The 16080-nt window shown below is 45.1% G+C and carries 16 protein-coding genes; 9 read left to right on the forward strand and 7 right to left on the reverse strand.

What is annotated here, in order from left to right; genetic code table 11:
• Positions 1 to 49: 49 nt before the first annotated feature.
• A complete protein-coding gene (locus ACO0KZ_RS10400; RefSeq protein WP_422995090.1) occupies positions 50 to 658 on the reverse strand; it encodes a TetR/AcrR family transcriptional regulator in 609 nt (202 codons plus the stop codon).
• A gap of 136 nt (positions 659 to 794) precedes the next feature.
• On the opposite strand from ACO0KZ_RS10400, the gene ACO0KZ_RS10405 reads away from it, so the two are divergent.
• From ACO0KZ_RS10405 to ACO0KZ_RS10445, 9 genes are all read left to right on the forward strand, one after another.
• Complete coding sequence (locus ACO0KZ_RS10405) at positions 795 to 2081, forward strand: NAD(P)/FAD-dependent oxidoreductase (RefSeq protein WP_422995091.1); 1287 nt, start codon at positions 795 to 797, stop codon at positions 2079 to 2081.
• Between the two features lies 1 nt (position 2082).
• Positions 2083 to 2898: a DUF1365 domain-containing protein gene (locus ACO0KZ_RS10410; protein WP_422995092.1), complete on the forward strand. Its 816-nt coding sequence runs from the start codon at positions 2083 to 2085 to the stop codon at positions 2896 to 2898.
• 14 nt (positions 2899 to 2912) lie between these two features.
• The gene (locus tag ACO0KZ_RS10415; RefSeq protein ID WP_422995302.1) at positions 2913 to 4133 is read left to right on the forward strand and encodes a class I SAM-dependent methyltransferase; all 1221 of its coding nucleotides are present in this window, start codon (positions 2913 to 2915) and stop codon (positions 4131 to 4133) included.
• An 18-nt stretch (positions 4134 to 4151) separates the two neighbouring features.
• Positions 4152 to 4709: a chalcone isomerase family protein gene (locus tag ACO0KZ_RS10420; protein WP_422995093.1), complete on the forward strand. Its 558-nt coding sequence runs from the start codon at positions 4152 to 4154 to the stop codon at positions 4707 to 4709.
• On the forward strand, positions 4710 to 5990 hold the full coding sequence (locus ACO0KZ_RS10425) for an MFS transporter (RefSeq protein ID WP_422995094.1): 1281 nt from the start codon (positions 4710 to 4712) through the stop codon (positions 5988 to 5990).
• Positions 5987 to 6514, forward strand: a complete 528-nt coding sequence (locus ACO0KZ_RS10430) for a DUF3833 domain-containing protein (protein ID WP_422995095.1) — start codon at positions 5987 to 5989, stop codon at positions 6512 to 6514. The genes ACO0KZ_RS10425 and ACO0KZ_RS10430 overlap by 4 nt, the downstream gene beginning before the upstream one ends.
• Positions 6514 to 7329, forward strand: coding sequence for an SDR family NAD(P)-dependent oxidoreductase (locus tag ACO0KZ_RS10435; protein WP_422995096.1), 816 nt, complete (start codon positions 6514 to 6516; stop codon positions 7327 to 7329). Before ACO0KZ_RS10430 ends, ACO0KZ_RS10435 begins: the two co-directional genes overlap by 1 nt.
• A 54-nt stretch (positions 7330 to 7383) precedes the next feature.
• Positions 7384 to 7815 carry a nuclear transport factor 2 family protein gene (locus ACO0KZ_RS10440; RefSeq protein ID WP_422995097.1) on the forward strand — a complete coding sequence of 144 codons (432 nt, stop codon included), beginning with the start codon at positions 7384 to 7386 and terminating at the stop codon, positions 7813 to 7815.
• Positions 7816 to 8003: 188 nt separating this feature from the next.
• Positions 8004 to 10160, forward strand: a complete 2157-nt coding sequence (locus ACO0KZ_RS10445; RefSeq protein WP_422995098.1) for an aminotransferase class V-fold PLP-dependent enzyme — start codon at positions 8004 to 8006, stop codon at positions 10158 to 10160.
• Between the two features lie 97 nt (positions 10161 to 10257).
• Here ACO0KZ_RS10445 and ACO0KZ_RS10450 read toward each other — a convergent pair whose 3' ends face one another.
• The 6 genes from ACO0KZ_RS10450 to ACO0KZ_RS10475 form a co-directional block, all read right to left on the reverse strand.
• The gene (locus tag ACO0KZ_RS10450) at positions 10258 to 10494 is read right to left on the reverse strand and encodes a hypothetical protein (protein WP_422995099.1); all 237 of its coding nucleotides are present in this window, start codon (positions 10492 to 10494) and stop codon (positions 10258 to 10260) included.
• Positions 10495 to 10670: 176 nt separating this feature from the next.
• Complete coding sequence (locus ACO0KZ_RS10455) at positions 10671 to 12557, reverse strand: MFS transporter (RefSeq protein WP_422995100.1); 1887 nt, start codon at positions 12555 to 12557, stop codon at positions 10671 to 10673.
• A 126-nt stretch (positions 12558 to 12683) separates the two neighbouring features.
• Positions 12684 to 13112, reverse strand: coding sequence for a GNAT family N-acetyltransferase (locus tag ACO0KZ_RS10460; protein WP_422995101.1), 429 nt, complete (start codon positions 13110 to 13112; stop codon positions 12684 to 12686).
• Positions 13113 to 13135: 23 nt separating this feature from the next.
• Positions 13136 to 14140: an NADP-dependent oxidoreductase gene (locus tag ACO0KZ_RS10465; RefSeq protein ID WP_422995102.1), complete on the reverse strand. Its 1005-nt coding sequence runs from the start codon at positions 14138 to 14140 to the stop codon at positions 13136 to 13138.
• A 227-nt stretch (positions 14141 to 14367) separates the two neighbouring features.
• Positions 14368 to 14823: a PaaI family thioesterase gene (locus tag ACO0KZ_RS10470; protein ID WP_422995103.1), complete on the reverse strand. Its 456-nt coding sequence runs from the start codon at positions 14821 to 14823 to the stop codon at positions 14368 to 14370.
• A 60-nt stretch (positions 14824 to 14883) separates the two neighbouring features.
• A complete protein-coding gene (locus tag ACO0KZ_RS10475) occupies positions 14884 to 16062 on the reverse strand; it encodes an acetyl-CoA C-acyltransferase (RefSeq protein WP_422995104.1) in 1179 nt (392 codons plus the stop codon).
• Positions 16063 to 16080: the final 18 nt, after the last annotated feature.

Consider the following 16080-nt stretch of genomic DNA (forward strand, 5'->3'; position numbering starts at 1 on the left):
CATTGTTAGTCTTTTGCGCCACTACCTAAAAAAACAACCAACTGCTGAATTAATCCTCTAAGCCCTGGAAGCAAATGCGCAACATGTTCTCTACAATCATGTCACTATCCATTTTGCTAAAACGTTGTAAATATTCAACAGCAGGATCACAGCTACGTGCATAATAACTATACAGAATGACATCAGCGCTTAAATTCTTACTTAACGCGCCTTCTTTCTGTGCCATGACTACCAATTTCTCCAACTGTGAATTTAGCTTAATCACTTTGCCGACATATTTAAGATTACGCATCAACATATCACGGACGGCATTGCTAGTCGAAGGTAGAAACGGTAAACCACCATCCAAACGTACACGTAGAGCCCATTCTAACAAGGCAGATAGCTTTTCTTTGGCAGTGTATTCTGCAGGAAAGGAGTCCAATTGAGTTGTCGCCCCCTCCAACAATCGGATCATTGCTGCACCAACCAAATCTTCCTTGGACTTAAAATGCTTATACAAACTAGGTTTGGAAATGCCGATCAGATTGGCAACATCATCCATGGTCATCAAATCAAAACCCTTGCTTGCGAGCACTGTCGTCGTCGCATCAAGAATTGCATCTTCCCTCAGGCGAAATGCCTGATCTTTAAAATTTAGTTTACTAAAGATACTCATAAGTATTAATATCTACTAATTAGTAGCGTTTTTATCGGATCGGTATTAATATTAACACTGAAGTACGATAGGGACAATTAAATCAGATGAATTCTTACGCATTTGCCAGAGATTAAGGGATCAGAAAGTAGACCATATGAAGCATCAAGTCAAAAAAATTGCAGTGATTGGATCCGGCATCTCTGGCTTGGCGAGTGCTTATTTTTTACAAAAAAAATATCAAGTTACGCTATTTGAAGCTAAGAATTATCTAGGTGGACACACTAATACCGTGGAGATTGAACTTGAAGGTAAAACACAGGCTGTTGATACCGGTTTTCTTGTTTTTAACGATAAAACCTATCCTAACCTAATCGCTTTATTTAAAGAACTTGATGTCCCCAGTTACGCTACTGATATGTCTTTTGGCGTTTCGCTAGACGACGCCAAGTTGGAATGGGCTGGAACGAGTTTAGATACTGTTTTCGCGCAAAGAAAGAACTTATTTTCTTTGAGTTTCTTACTAATGCTAAAAGATATACTGCGCTTCAATCGCAATGCTGAACAAAATCTAACGGAAAGTGAAAATAGTAAAATTAGTTTGGGTACACTACTCGATCAACAAAATTACAATCAGGCATTCCGCGATCAATACTTGATACCAATGGCGGCGGCAATCTGGTCGAGCTCACCAAAAGACATTTTGCAGTTCCCTGCTAGCACTTTCTTACGCTTTTGTTTGAATCACGCTTTACTACAGGTCAATGATCGTCCTCAATGGCGAACAGTGTCGGGTGGTGCGAGAAATTACGTGCGTAAAATTGCCGCGACGCTGACTGATGTGCGCCTCAATTGCCCAGTTCACACTGTAAGACGCAACGACCATTCAGTCGTTATTAATAGCGTTCAAGGCAGCGAAGAATTTGATGCGATGATTTTTGCCACTCATGCACCAGACACTTTGCGTATGCTTTCAGATGCGAGTAAAGACGAAAACCGTTTGCTATCACAAGTACGCTATCAAGCGAATATCGCTTATTTGCATACTGATCTTAATTTGATGCCACGCAATCGCAAAGTATGGTCAGCATGGAATTATCTAAGCGCCAAGAAAAACGGCGATACAGGTGCACAGCCAGTTTGTGTCAGCTATTTACTCAATCAATTGCAAGACCTACAGATACAAACGCCGGTCATGGTGACACTCAATCCGCCTGAGGCACCCTCGGTCGAAAAGCAATTGGCGCGCTTCGAATACGATCATCCGATATTCGACCAACCCGCGATCGATACACAACAAGAATTGCACAGGATACAAGGTCAACAACGCACATGGTTTGCTGGAGCATGGACTGGCTATGGTTTTCACGAAGATGGTTTGAAGTCCGCACTGCGGGTATTACGCGACTTTGACGCTGCACCTTTTTGGTCGACGGCGCGCTGAAATGAAATCACTTTTAATCAAAGCGAATGTGATGCACCTGCGACTGAGACCAGTCTGGCATCGCTTTGTTTATCCCGTGTTTATGCTCAGAATTAACTTGCGTGAGGCATACAGCGAGAAAGTCCCATTTAAGAGCTTTTTGCTCGGTTTAAATCAGTGGCGACCACTGACAATTTATTTCAAAGATTATGGGCCGCGCGATGGCAGCAATTTAATCAATTGGTTACAGCAAATTCTGCACTCAGAATCCATCAACGACATCACAGAAATCGAGCTACAAAGTTTTCCTAGGGTGTTTGGTTATGCCTTCAATCCAATTTGCCTGTGGTATTGCTATGACAAACAGCTGGGCCTGAAAGCTATATTAGCGGAAGTGAACAACACATTTGGAGAGCACCACTTTTATCTGTTATATGCAGAAAACCATCAGTTGATCACGTCAGGCACCGTCTTAATCAGCCAAAAGATGATGCACGTCTCACCATTTTGTGAAGTGAAAGGTCATTACCAGTTCAACTTCAAAGAATCGGTGAACAGATTATCTGTAAAAATAGACTATCACGATCAGATTCAAAATGCCGAACATCAGTCTGCGTTGATTCACACGGCAATCGTTGGACATAAGATGGCCTTAACCAATGCCAATTTATTGTCCGCACTTATTAAACAACCCTTCCTTACCTTTGGGGTATTTTTTCGCATTCATTGGCAAGCCCTTATTTTATGGCGAAAACGGGTTCCATTTTTCCGACAAGCACCTGCATCACCTTCTCAATTAACCATAGGCATTCCTAGCAAACAGGAGCAGATAAAGTGAGTTCTCTTCCCGACATGGCAACTTCAATAGGCTCAAACGAGCAAGGAGCATCCACTTCGATACCCGCCAGTGCGCAGCTATTTATGCGCATGCTGGCGAAGATCAAATACGGCAATTTGCATTTAATCACGCCTTCAGGTGCCGTACATAAATTTGGCGAGCAGAATCTAGCGCAAGCAGTCAGCTTATACATACATGACTGGCAAGCTTGCAAAAAAATCCTGCAAGGTGGGGATATAGGTTTTGCGGAAAGCTTTGAAGCCGGATGGCTCAGCACCAGCGATTTAACCGCCCTGCTCCGCCTAGCGATTAAAAACGAAGCTGCCCTGGACAAAGCCATTTTCGGTGGAAAATTAATGGGGCTGTGGTACAAGTTAAAGCATCTTATGCGTCCGAATACCCGCAAGGGCAGTCGTAAGAATATTCACGCTCACTACGATATTGGCAATCCGTTTTATCAGTTATGGCTAGATCCCAGCTGGACATATTCCAGTGCCGTGTTTTTTGGTGACTATCAAATCAGCTTACAAGAAGCGCAGTATCGCAAGTATCAACGCATCATTGACGTCTTAAATCTCAAGACCGGCGATCGCGTTCTTGAAGTCGGATGTGGTTGGGGCGGATTTGCAGAGCATGCGGCGAGCCGCGGTATTTCTGTACACGGAATTACCATCTCCACAGCTCAATTAGAAATTGCCGAGCAAAGAATCAAAGAAAAAAACTTGCAAAATTTAGTTCAACTGGAGCTCTGTGACTATCGCGACTTGACCGGAACCTACGACGCCATCGTCTCTATCGAAATGTTTGAAGCTGTAGGAGAAGAATATTGGCCAGCCTATTTCTCATGCTTGCAATCGCGGCTAAAACCACAGGGCAAAGCACTGGTCCAAACCATCACCATCGATGAAGCTCGTTTTGAGCGCTATCGCGCAGGTACCGACTTCATTCAACAATACATTTTCCCTGGTGGGATGCTACCTAGTCCGGTGCGTTTCACGCAGTTAGCGGAAAAAAATGGACTGCAAACTTTAGATCAATTTGCTTTCGGCAAAGACTATGCGGAAACTTTACGTCGATGGAATAAGGATTTTGAGGATCGCAAAGACAGTATTCAACAGCTAGGATTTGGAACAGCCTTCCAGCGCATTTGGCAGCTGTATTTCTCTTACTGTGAAGCAGGATTTGATGAAGGGCGCACTGACGTCTATCAATTTCTGTTGCAAAAGCAGTCGTAATTCAAACAAAAAATACCTATGAAATTATTTATTAAGCTGATCAAGTTGATCACCGCAACAGTAGTTATCTGCTCAGCTCTATCAGCGCAAGCAGATGTCTGGAGAAAAGACCTACCGCAGGCCAAGCTGGTCGGCAGTGGAGAATTTACCTGGTGGGGATTGTCAATATACTCAGCTCGATTGTGGCAAGAATCTGGCATTAGTCCGATCACTTTCAACCCACAGCAAAGCTTCGCACTGGAAATTACTTATCACAAGTCAATAAGTCGCGAACGTTTTGTTGATACCAGCATAGATGAAATTAAGCGACTCCATGGTGACAGTTTCAACGCGGAACAAATGCAGCAATGGCGCAGCTACATGGCCAAAGCATTTACCGATGTAAAAATTGGAGATCAGCTGATTGGCGTACACATACCCCAATTCGGATGCCGCTTCTATAGCCAATCAAAACTTTTGGCCGAGATACCTGATGAGAAATTTTCAAAAGCTTTTTTCTCAATCTGGCTTGATCCACGCAGTAAAGATAATCAACTCCGGACCAAACTCACCGGACAGAGTAATGGAAGCAAATAAGTGAAAATCACAGCCCTCTTGTGTTATGGACTTTTAGGACTGCCGCTGGCGATGGCGGCACTACCTGTCTACGTGCAGATCCCTAACTACTATACAACGCAATTGGGATTGCCTTTAGCTGGAACGGGCTTAATGTTATTTTTTGCGCGCTTAATCGATACGGTACAAGATCCTTTTCTGGGAAAAATAGTCGACAAAATCAGATCCGACAATCCGTATTGGTTGGTCGCTTCTGGTATGTTGTTGTGTGCTGCATTTTATGGTTTATGGCTACCGCCTGAGTATGTACGTCAACAAGAATTCCTTTTGCTACTATGGCTGGGCTTGATGCTGATTCTTGCTTATACCGCGCACAGTATGTTAAACATTGCCTACCTGACCTGGGGTGCGGGTCTCGGAACCCAAGCCACCGAAATAAATTTAACAGGGGAAAACCCATCGCTATTAGGTGCCGCCGCATGGCGCGAGGGGTTTGGTCTGATTGGCGTCATTTTGGCAAGTATTCTGCCAGCATGGATTCTACAAACGCCTGCAGATCAGAGACAAGATTATCTCTGGCAATACAGCTTAGGTTTTGGTTTTATCTTGACGGCCTCAATTTGGACTTTAGTTGGCGCGTCTCCTAAGCCAGCACACCACATGTTACAAGCCAAAATTCACTTACAACAAATACTCGCTGCACCCATTTTTCGCAGATTAGCCATCGTCTATTTTTTTAATTCATTGTCTGTTGCAATCCCCGCGACCTTGTTGTTATTTTTCATTAATGACCAAATTCGCACACCAGAGAAAACCGGCCTCTTTCTGGCTGGGTACTTTTTTGCAGGGGCTTGCGGTTTGCCGCTATGGATTAAATTTGCAAGAAAATACACCACCCGATTCGCCTGGCAAAGCAGTATGTTATTGGCGGTTTGCAGTTTCGTTGGCGCAGCATTTCTAGGTGCTGGTGATAGCACGGCTTTCCTTTTCGTTTGCATTGTTTCTGGCTTGGTGCTTGGCGCAGATTTAGCTCTACCTCCGGTTTTGCTAGCGGAAAGTGTTGCAGACAAAAGTAGTTTAGGTAGCTATTACGGCGTTTGGTCTCTCATCGGCAAATTAAGCTTGGCTTTGGCGGGTTTAAGTTTACCACTCCTGCATTTGTTAGGATTTCAATCAGCACTTCAGTCTTCAACAAACGCGATAAAAGACCAGTCGCAATTGGCTCTCATCATCACCTACGCATTGATACCTTGTCTTTGCAAACTCATCGCATTTCAACTCCTTAGAAGGTCAAGATCATGATCAAGAAATGTCTGCTGCTGCTAGTCGCTTTTGCATTAAGTGCCTGTGCGATTACCGATGTCAATCACTATAAGGACGTCAAACCAAAGTTAGATTTAGAAAAATACTTTACCGGCACCACGGATGCCTGGGGAATGTTCCAACAACGCAATGGTGCAGTGGTTAAACGCTTTCATGTGGTTATCGAAGGTAAGAAAGTCGCTGACGAATTGATTCTCGATGAACAATTCGTGTACGACGACGGAACTAAGCAGCAGCGTATTTGGAAACTTAAAAAAAATCCTGATGGTCGATGGATAGGCAATGCCGGCGATGTGCAAGGCGACGCGATCGGTGAAGCTGCGGGCAATGCGTTTAAGTGGCAATACACACTATTGCTACCTGTCGATGGCACGACCTATGCGATGCAAATGGACGACTGGATGTATTTAATCGATGAACAAACAATGGTGAATCGCGCCCGCATGAGTAAATTCGGCATAGATGTAGGTGAAGTTACGCTGTTCTTCCGCCGGAGAACATAATGCATAACGTCAACTGGCCTACTAAAGTTTTAAGAAAACTATTTGGTACGCTCAACCAGCCAATAGAAAGCTGGCACAATAAAACCGTCTGGTTAGTGGGAGCGTCAAGCGGCATTGGCGCTGCGTTAGCCCGCCAATTATTGACGCTAGACGCTAAGGTAGTATTGTCTGCTCGGCGCGCAGAGCAATTAAGACATATTGCGAATGATCACCCCAATGCCCTAATAAAAGCGTTTGACGCAAGTGATAAAGCCTTGTGGTCGGAAATGCATTCACAAGTCTTACAAGAATTAGGGCAAATCGATTTAGTCATCTTCTGTGCGGCAAAATATCAGCCCGAACGGACATGGGAAGTTGATTCACTAGACGCGCAAGAAACCTTGAACATCAATTTACTCAGTATTTATCATGGCTTGCAATGCATACTCCCGGACATGCTCAAAAGACGCCAAGGAGGCATTGCACTGATTGCCAGTGTTGCTGGTTATTTAGGTTTGCCCAATGCGAGCGTGTACGGCCCAAGTAAGGCAGCGTTAATTAATTTGGCCGAAATCATGTATGCGGATTTGCACCCTAAGGATCTCGATGTGTATTTGATTAATCCAGGATTTGTCAGCACGCCATTGACCGCAAAAAATACCTTCTTTATGCCAGCACTACAAACGCCTGAGCAAGCTGCACAGGCAATACTGTTAGGTATGCAAGGCGGTAAATTTGAAATTCATTTCCCGAAGCGCTTTACCTATTTTCTAAAGCTTCTACAATGCCTGCCTTACCGACTACGTTTTCTCTTGTTACGTAGACTGGCCAGCTAATGACTGACAATTAAGATTCGAATCGATCACAAATTTCAGGAAAACAATTTAGAAATGACAATCTCTCCAAGCACCAAAATTATCAATTGGTACGCGGCCTTGACGCCCGATTCACTAGCGACAATTGATCAGTTTTATGCCGATGATGCGCGTTTTAAAGATCCGTTTAATGAAGTGCGCGGTACCAAGGCTATTACAGCAATTTTTGCGCATATGTTTGCGACTACTGGCAAACCGCGCTTTGTTTTCATTGATGTAATCGAGCAGGATACTCAAGCTTTCTTGACATGGACTTTCCATTTTGAGTTAGGCGGTAAAGCCTACGAGGTCGCTGGCGGATCTCATTTACGTTATGACCCAGCAGGCAAAATCATTGATCACAGGGATTATTGGGATCCAGCTGAAGAACTATGGCAAAAAATGCCGCTTCTAGGTGCTCTTATCCGATTTTTACGACGTCAGTTTTTTGTAAAACATACTAACTAAAAAGTATCAAATACAGGGAGACAAAGGCGGTGCTGGTCCTACCATAAGTGGGAAATCACATCGACCAGAGCAATTTCCTTATTTTGTACTGGCGCATTCTGCTAAAATCGACTTCCTATTGACTACACCATGCAATGAATCACTCGCATTTTGGGTCAAATCTGCATTCATTTTAGCGATTGGTCACCATGTCTATCTCATCCCGTGTTATTTACCTTGATTCAAATGCCACTACACCAGTAATGCCGCTAGCACTCGAAGCTGCCCGCGCGGTTATGGAAGATGACTATGGCAACCCCAGCAGCGTACATAGTAGCGGGATTCAAGCAAAAGCCGTAATGGAACATGCACGTAAGACAGCCTGTGAGTTGTTAGGGAGTGAAAATGGCAAGCTCTTGTTCGTCAGTGGCGCCACAGAAGGTATACAAACTGCCGTATTCTCAGCCTTGCTGGCGTTACGCGACAAGCTTGCTAAAGGAGAAAAAGTTGGCACTGATCTCTTGTATGGTGCGACCGAACACAAAGCTGTCCCTGAATCACTGCAGCACTGGAATCAAGTACTAGGCTTAAATTTCAATATTATTGCCATCCCCGTTGACCACGCTGGTCGTCATGATTTAGCTTTTCTAAAAGCCCATTTAGCCTCTGCAGGATTGGTCTGCACCATGGCAGCCAACAATGAAACGGGCATTGTTACTGACTTGGCAGGCATAGAAGCATTACTCAAAGATCATCCCACCTATTGGCTAGTTGACGGTGTCCAAGCATTGGGGAAGCTGCCACTCAAACTGAGCCAGCACAGAATTGACTATTCCTTGTTCTCTGGTCACAAACTGTATGCACCAAAAGGCATTGGTCTACTCTATGTACATAAAGATGCCCCCTTCACGCCATTGCTGGCAGGTGGAGGCCAAGAAGGTAGCTTGCGGTCTGGTACTGAAAATGTTTCTGGTATTGCAGCGCTGGGGGCAGTTCTTGAGGCTTTGTGTGATGGTCATACTTTCCGTGAGCATGCCACCTTAGAAAAATTTCGACTTCAACTGCTAGACGCAGTCAAAGAGGCATTCCCAGGCTTGATCTTAAATGCACCTTTAGAACAAAGTCTGCCAACTACATTGAATTTTTCCGTGCCAGGTTTAACCAGCAAAGAATTATTGGATTTATTTGATGCTGCCGACGTACGTGTCAGCGCAGGCTCCGCATGCAGCGCAGCAAAAGCCCAGCCTAGCTTCGTACTTCAAGCAATGGCTTTACCCGAATGGCAGGCCGCAAGCGCGGTACGTATGTCATTTGGCCCAGCAGTGACCGCCGATTACATCGAAGAAGCATGTCGCCGGATTCGCGTTTGCGGCGAAGCACTGCGCAAGACCTGTATGGTTACCGGCGATATAGAACCATTGCCTGCGGAAGGCGTGATTCAATTGAGCTTTGGCGCTGCATGTACTTGGATTGTTGCTGACGCTGCGAGCAAACAATGCATCGTCATCGATGCTTTGCCAGAATTGATCGAACGTATTACAAAATATGTGCGCTGCCAAACTTATACAGTAGCCGCGATTGTTGGGACCGGCAGCCATCCCCAGCAGAACCAACATAATCAGGCATTGGCAGGCTTGTTAGCAGATGCTTATAAGGGCAAGGTACTAACACCAATAGCAGATCATGCAGGTGCAGTAAATTTACTGTTATCACCTAAGCTTTCAATCAATGGTATTGCTTTAGGCGAAAAGTTTTTCGCGCAGCTCGACTTATCCCAATCGCCAAACAGACCTGTGTTCCTATTTGGAGAACGTGTCAATGATGCGAAAGATGCCAACGTCAAAACCAATTTCGCTTTCTGTGGCGATTTATTCGATACAAGAAATCAAACAGAAAATATTGCACCATTAAGTGAACAAGAAATCGCTGCGATTAAATCAGAATTAAAATCCTTCATTGGACAAAACGCGCTACTATGCGCCGCGCATGATTTTGATAAACGTTTGGTCACCATGTTCGATCATGAGACAGAATGCTGTTTAGAATCCGTGACCGTACCATCAGCCAATCTACGTGAATTTATCTCAGAACATCCAGGTACTATTTTGGTTGATGTACGCGAACCCTATGAGCAGCAACTAAGTCACTTTGATGTACCTGAAGGCAGCGAAGTTTTGCATGTGCCCCTGACTCGTTTGGCAAATGGCGTCGAACGTTGGCTAAAGCAAAACGAAGCGAAGACCACACCGATATTATTCTTCTGCCGTACGGGTGGTCGTAGCTCACAAGCAGTACAATGCCTGCGTCGCCTAGGATATGAAAATGCTTGGCACATTGCTGGCGGTTTGGCTTTATGGCAGCATTGATCTAGCGAAAAATAAATACCTTCATAAAAAAAGTCTTCAAGATGTCAATCTTAAAGACTTTTTTACTGCAAACTCAAAACAGCTTTTTAAGTTCAAGTTACTTCTTGCCCAAAGGATCATTAGGTGTAGCGGCCCGAGGCATCGTGATTAGATCATCCGAATTAACGCTTTTCACATCATTGGTAGAGCGTACGTCACGCTTTTGAGGAATCATACTACCGGTCGTATAGCGACGCTCAACAGGTCCTTTGGCTTCTGCCACTTCATTGCTGTCCACACTCGCACATCCAGAAAAACAATTTACTAGCATCAGTCCCAAGAAGATTTTTTTCATACTTACCTCAAAAAAAGTGTTTTAAACGATCAATTCTATGTTTCCAAGTTAACGACATTTCTAAATCCACCTAAAGTCCTGCCGAAAAAACGTAGCGATCTCACTGTATTTTTGTTTAAAAAATATGTCAAGTTAATTTCAAATAAAAAATACTTTTACACATAATATAAGTCTAGCTATTTCCACTCACCTCTGAGAAGTTGCACTTGTTGCTGCAAACTTTGCGGCGACACTTGGGTAGGATCTTGCGGCTCTCCGACCGCTAGCTCTAGGCGAGAAAACGGTCCGCGACGAAAGGATCGTTCGAATGGATTACCTTTATCACGCGACATAAAACTGCCCCATAACCCGCGCAAAGCCATAGGAATTACCGGCACCGGACTACGTTCAATTATCTTCATGATTCCGCCTTTGAACTCATTGATCTCTCCATCGCGAGTTAATTTACCTTCTGGAAAAATACAAACTAAATCGCCTTCATGTAAAGCTTGCGCAATATCAACAAAAGACTTCTCCATTAACCATGGATTTTCTTTTGCCGGTGCAATCGGAATCGCTTTGGCTGTACGAAACACCCAAGACAAAAAAGGTATTTTGAAAATACTATGGTCCATCACGAATCGTATTGGGCGCGGACTATAGGCCATGATGACGATCGCATCCATATAGCTGACGTGATTACAGACCAAAACTGCAGGGCCCTCCTCCGGAATTTTGTCAACATTGATACCTCTAACTCTATGCACGGTATGGATCAAAATCCACGCCACAAAACGCATCAAGAATTCTGGTACCACGCTGAAAATATAGATCGCTACTAAAGCGTTCAATACCGCGGTTGCCATGAAAATTTGTGGGATCGTGAAACCTTGCTTCAACATCAGCATTGCTGCCAAAGCTGCTACCACCATGAATAAAGCATTCATGATATTCATCCCTGCTATCGTGCGCGATAAATGTTTAGGGTCGCAGCGTGTTTGAATTAATGCAAACAAAGGAACGATGTATAGACCACCAAAAATTCCTATCATGAAAATGTCGAACAAGATTTTGTAACTGCCGATTTGATCGATAAAAGTCCAAGCCGTGACTGCTACAGTATTGGTATACATCAAACTCGACAGATACAAATCAAAGCCAAAGATCGACAAACCGATCGCGCCAAAAGGTACTAAACCGATTTCAACTTTGTGTCCTGACAAGCGTTCGCACAATAAAGAACCTGCACCAATCCCGAACGAGAAAATGGTTAACAGTAAGACAAAAACACTGTGGTCGCCATGCAAATAATCTTTTGCATACAGCGGAAATTGTGCAAGCAAGATCGCACCGTAAAACCAGAACCAGGAGTTTGCTAGCAAAGACAGAAAGACTGGGCGATTTTTTTTACTAAAACTGAGATTGCGTACGGTTTCGGTGGCTGAATTCCAATTAATCTTCAAATCGGGCACTGGTGCTGGTGAGATGGGAATTCGTAAGCTAAACAACCACCCCAATACCGCGATCAAAATACATCCGCCTGCCACCAACTCAACACCCCAAGGTTTATGCACAACTAGCATGGCACCTAATATTTCCCCCAAGAGAATACCGACAAATGTGCCCATTTCGATCACGCCATTGCCACCGACTAACTCATCCGAATGCAGATGTTGTGGGAGATAAGCGTACTTAACGGGGCCAAACAAAGTCGAATGAATACCCATGCCCGCGACAGCAGCGACCAAAATCCAAATATTATGTGACATCCAGCCATAGGCTGCGATCACCATAATGACTATCTCCAACAATTTAACGTAGCGCGCTACTTTTCCTTTTTCAAACTTATCTGCCAGCTGCCCAGAGGTCGCAGAAAACAATACGAAAGGCAAAATGAATAAGCCAGGAATCAGATTATTCAACAAGCTGACGTCCATCGTCGTCCAAGTAAGCGCATCGTATGTCAGCACTGTGAGTAAGGCTGTCTTGAAAACATTATCATTAAATGCCCCAAAAAACTGCGTCCAAAAAAACGGCGCAAAGCGGCGCTCTTTCAATAGGGTGAACTGGCTATGTTGGCTCATATCTGATTAGGCTCGCGAGAACGACCATTAACAAAAAAGCCAATTCTAAAGTAATTAGCTTTGGAATTGGCTTATTTTTTTGTTGGGGAATATTCGGCAGCAAACTGTTGCATCTCCGAAAAATACTTAGAGATTTTTGTTCATGTGCACGTGCTGAATGCCGGCCTCCATAAATAATTCGCCTTCGCGATTAAATCCTTCGCGCTGATAAAACGATTCAGCTGAAATTTGCGCATTCAATTGAACAGCCTGCATACCACGACTCTTCGCTTGCCCCATTAACTGGCGCAATATCTCTGCCCCAACACCACAACTACGTACCGTGCTTAAAACCGCCATACGCCCTATGTGCCCATCTGGTAGTAAGCGCCCTGTGCCTATTGCCTTGCCTTGCGCATCATAAGCCACCGCATGCAGGCATTGCGCATCCATCACATCCCATTCAAGTTCTGCGGGAATTTTTTGCTCCTCTACGAATACAGCCGTGCGCACAGCTTGTGCATCCGCCTGTAATTCTGACCATTCTCCGAGTTTTATTTGAATATTGGTATCCATATTTTGTCTCTCTCACTTCCTACTCATTCTGGAATCAAACGCACTAATTGTTTGCCTAGATTTTTACCTTTTAGCAAACCAATAAATGCCTCAGGTGCTGCGGCTAAATTCGGTGCAATACTTTCTCTAAACTTCAACTTGCCTTGTGCGACCAGCATGCCTAATTCCTTTAAGCCTTGCGGCCATAAATTCAGATGCTCGGAAATAATGAAGCCGCGTAAGCTCACGCGCATGCTGAGTAGAATCCGCGCATTGTGGATCGCCATGTCGCCACCGTCATAACCTGCAATCATGCCGCACAGGGCAATGCGAGCAAACGGATTCACGCGTGATAGGCAAGCATCAAAACTAGCGCCGCCGACATTTTCAAAAATTGCATCGATGCCGTTTGGCGTTGCAGACGCTAACTGATCTTCCAAGTTCCCCGCTTTATAATCGACACACGCATCGAAGCCTAACTCATCGACCACATAAGCACATTTTTCTGCACCGCCAGCAATACCCACCGCACGGCAACCACGCAATTTCGCGAGCTGTCCGACCACACCGCCAACTGCACCACTCGCAGCGGAAACGACAATCGTCTCGCCCTCTTTCGCTTGCATGATTTGCGTTAATCCATACCAAGCGGTCATGCCAGGCATACCGACTGCACCGAGATAAGCTGATAAGGGAATATGTGTGGTATCAAGTTTGCGCAATAAGCTACCATCCGACACGCCCATTTCCGCCCAGCCCATCATGCCAATGACCTTGTCGCCGATCTGAAATTGTGGATTTTTGCTAGCGACAATTTCACCTACTGTGCCGCCTATCATGGTTTCATTTAAGGCTTGTGGTGCGGCGTAGTTTTTCACATCGTCCATACGAACCCGCATGTAAGGATCGAGTGAAAGAAAATGATTACGGATTAGTACTTGGCCTTCTGTTATTTCGGGTACTGGTACAGACTCTAAGCGGAAGTTTTCTGGACTCACTTCGCCTGTTGGTCGAGATGCTAAGACGATACGTTGAAAATGATCATTCATATTTAATTTTCCTGTTGTTCACTCCTTTATCCCGCAAAATAGAGAAAGCTTGGGGAGCCGAAGCATGCTTAGACGGTAGTTCAGAAAGGATGAAAGTTTCAGCACATCTAGTACATGACTGTTTTAATCACCAAGACGTCACATGTTTTCTGAACCGCCCTCACCCTAGCCCTCTCCAGCCTGCGGGAGAGGGAATTATTCAATAGACTATTAGTTGGTTCGTGACCTTAGTCACTCCCACCCATCTTCACCAATCCAGCTTTCGATTTCAGACTACGCAAATACTTATACGTCCCCATCGCTTTCGCCACTAATTTGCCACCACTCCAAATTTCACCATCGCAAAAACACATAGTTGTCGACTGATGAAACGCGATGCTGCGTGCTTCAAGGCGTCCACCTACTACACCGCCTGGCTGCAAGAATGTCGTTTTCATCTCAACCGTAACGACTCCCTTTTGATCTTCATGCAAAGAGCGCCCTGCCATTGCCATCACCACGTCAAGCAAAGTCATCAACACGCCACCATGCGTGATTTGCCAGCTATTCATGTGGTGACGATGTAGGTCTAAATGCAAATTGGCTTTACCCTCTTTCATATCGCCCGAAACGATGCCGAGATAATCAAGGAAAGGATTTTCAATTTGCGAAATGGCACTTGAATTTGAAACGGAATTAGACATCTTTTTTCATAAACAAAATAGATTGGTTACGTTTTTTATACTAGCTAACGCTAATGACATTCATAAAACTTCAAATAGACCAGCGGCCCCTTGTCCACCGCCGATACACATAGTCACGACAACATATTTAACACCACGCCGTTTACCTTCCAGCAGCGCATGTCCAGTTAATCGTGCGCCAGAAACGCCGTATGGATGGCCGACTGCAATCGCGCCACCATTCACATTTAAACGCTCCATAGGGATTCCCAACTTGTCCGAGCAATACAATACTTGCACCGCAAACGCTTCATTGAGTTCCCAGAGCCCGATATCGTCTACCGTTAAACCAGCGCGTTTGAGTAACTTAGGAATCGCGAATACCGGACCGATACCCATCTCATCCGGTTCACAGCCCGCAACGCCAAAGCCACGAAATACGCCTAATGGCTGCAAGCCTTTGCGCTCGGCGACTTGGGCATTCATGACGATGGTCATTGCCGCACCATCTGAAAACTGACTGGCATTACCTGCCGTAATCACGCCATCGGGCAAAGCGGTTTTGATTTGAGATACCGCCTCTAAGGTTGTCCCAGCTCGTATGCCTTCATCGGCTGAAATCGTTACCTCGCGCAAATGATGTTCGCCCGTTTCCTTATCGGTCACGCGCATCGTCGTCGTCACGGGAATGATTTCAGCATTAAATAACCCGGCAGCTAAGGCCGCACTTGCACGTTGCTGGCTGCGCACGCCATATTCATCCTGACGTTCGCGGGAAATCTGATAACGCTTAGCAACGACCTCTGCGGTTTCGAGCATAGGCATATAAACTTGCGGAATATTTTGTTGCAGCCATGGATCACTGAGCATGTGCTTATTCATCTCGTTTTGCACACAAGAGATAGACTCAACACCACCCGCTGCGATGATATCGACTTCGCCTGACATCACGCGTTGCGCGGCTAGTGCAATGGATTGCAATCCTGACGAGCAATAACGATTGATTGTAATTCCAGGCACAGTGACCGGACAACCGGCACGTAAGGCGATTTGACGTGCAATATTGCGACCATTAGCACCTTCAGGAAATGCGCAACCGACCATCACGTCATCAATTTCAGCAGGATCTAGCTGAGCTCTCTGAATAACTGCAGCGAGCGTTGGTCCCGCCATACTCGCCCCATGCGTCATATTGAACGCGCCCTTCCATGACTTTGCTAATCCAGTACGCGCCGTCGCGACGATCACTGCGTCTGTCATATTGTCTCCGTATTTTTT

This window comes from Undibacterium sp. Di24W, from assembly GCF_049340325.1.
GTDB lineage: Bacteria > Pseudomonadota > Gammaproteobacteria > Burkholderiales > Burkholderiaceae_D > Undibacterium.

Bases quoted from the DNA above. Each gene is read 5' to 3' on its own strand.
- ACO0KZ_RS10400 (WP_422995090.1), bottom strand. From the start codon at position 658: ATGAGTATCTTTAGTAAACTAAATTTTAAAGATCAGGCATTTCGCCTG.
- ACO0KZ_RS10405 (WP_422995091.1), top strand. From the start codon at position 795: ATGAAGCATCAAGTCAAAAAAATTGCAGTGATTGGATCCGGCATCTCT.
- ACO0KZ_RS10410 (WP_422995092.1), top strand. From the start codon at position 2,083: ATGAAATCACTTTTAATCAAAGCGAATGTGATGCACCTGCGACTGAGA.
- ACO0KZ_RS10415 (WP_422995302.1), top strand. From the start codon at position 2,913: ATGGCAACTTCAATAGGCTCAAACGAGCAAGGAGCATCCACTTCGATA.
- ACO0KZ_RS10420 (WP_422995093.1), top strand. From the start codon at position 4,152: ATGAAATTATTTATTAAGCTGATCAAGTTGATCACCGCAACAGTAGTT.
- ACO0KZ_RS10430 (WP_422995095.1), top strand. From the start codon at position 5,987: ATGATCAAGAAATGTCTGCTGCTGCTAGTCGCTTTTGCATTAAGTGCC.
- ACO0KZ_RS10435 (WP_422995096.1), top strand. From the start codon at position 6,514: ATGCATAACGTCAACTGGCCTACTAAAGTTTTAAGAAAACTATTTGGT.
- ACO0KZ_RS10440 (WP_422995097.1), top strand. From the start codon at position 7,384: ATGACAATCTCTCCAAGCACCAAAATTATCAATTGGTACGCGGCCTTG.
- ACO0KZ_RS10445 (WP_422995098.1), top strand. From the start codon at position 8,004: ATGTCTATCTCATCCCGTGTTATTTACCTTGATTCAAATGCCACTACA.
- ACO0KZ_RS10450 (WP_422995099.1), bottom strand. From the start codon at position 10,494: ATGAAAAAAATCTTCTTGGGACTGATGCTAGTAAATTGTTTTTCTGGA.
- ACO0KZ_RS10455 (WP_422995100.1), bottom strand. From the start codon at position 12,557: ATGAGCCAACATAGCCAGTTCACCCTATTGAAAGAGCGCCGCTTTGCG.
- ACO0KZ_RS10460 (WP_422995101.1), bottom strand. From the start codon at position 13,112: ATGGATACCAATATTCAAATAAAACTCGGAGAATGGTCAGAATTACAG.
- ACO0KZ_RS10465 (WP_422995102.1), bottom strand. From the start codon at position 14,140: ATGAATGATCATTTTCAACGTATCGTCTTAGCATCTCGACCAACAGGC.
- ACO0KZ_RS10470 (WP_422995103.1), bottom strand. From the start codon at position 14,823: ATGTCTAATTCCGTTTCAAATTCAAGTGCCATTTCGCAAATTGAAAAT.
- ACO0KZ_RS10475 (WP_422995104.1), bottom strand. From the start codon at position 16,062: ATGACAGACGCAGTGATCGTCGCGACGGCGCGTACTGGATTAGCAAAG.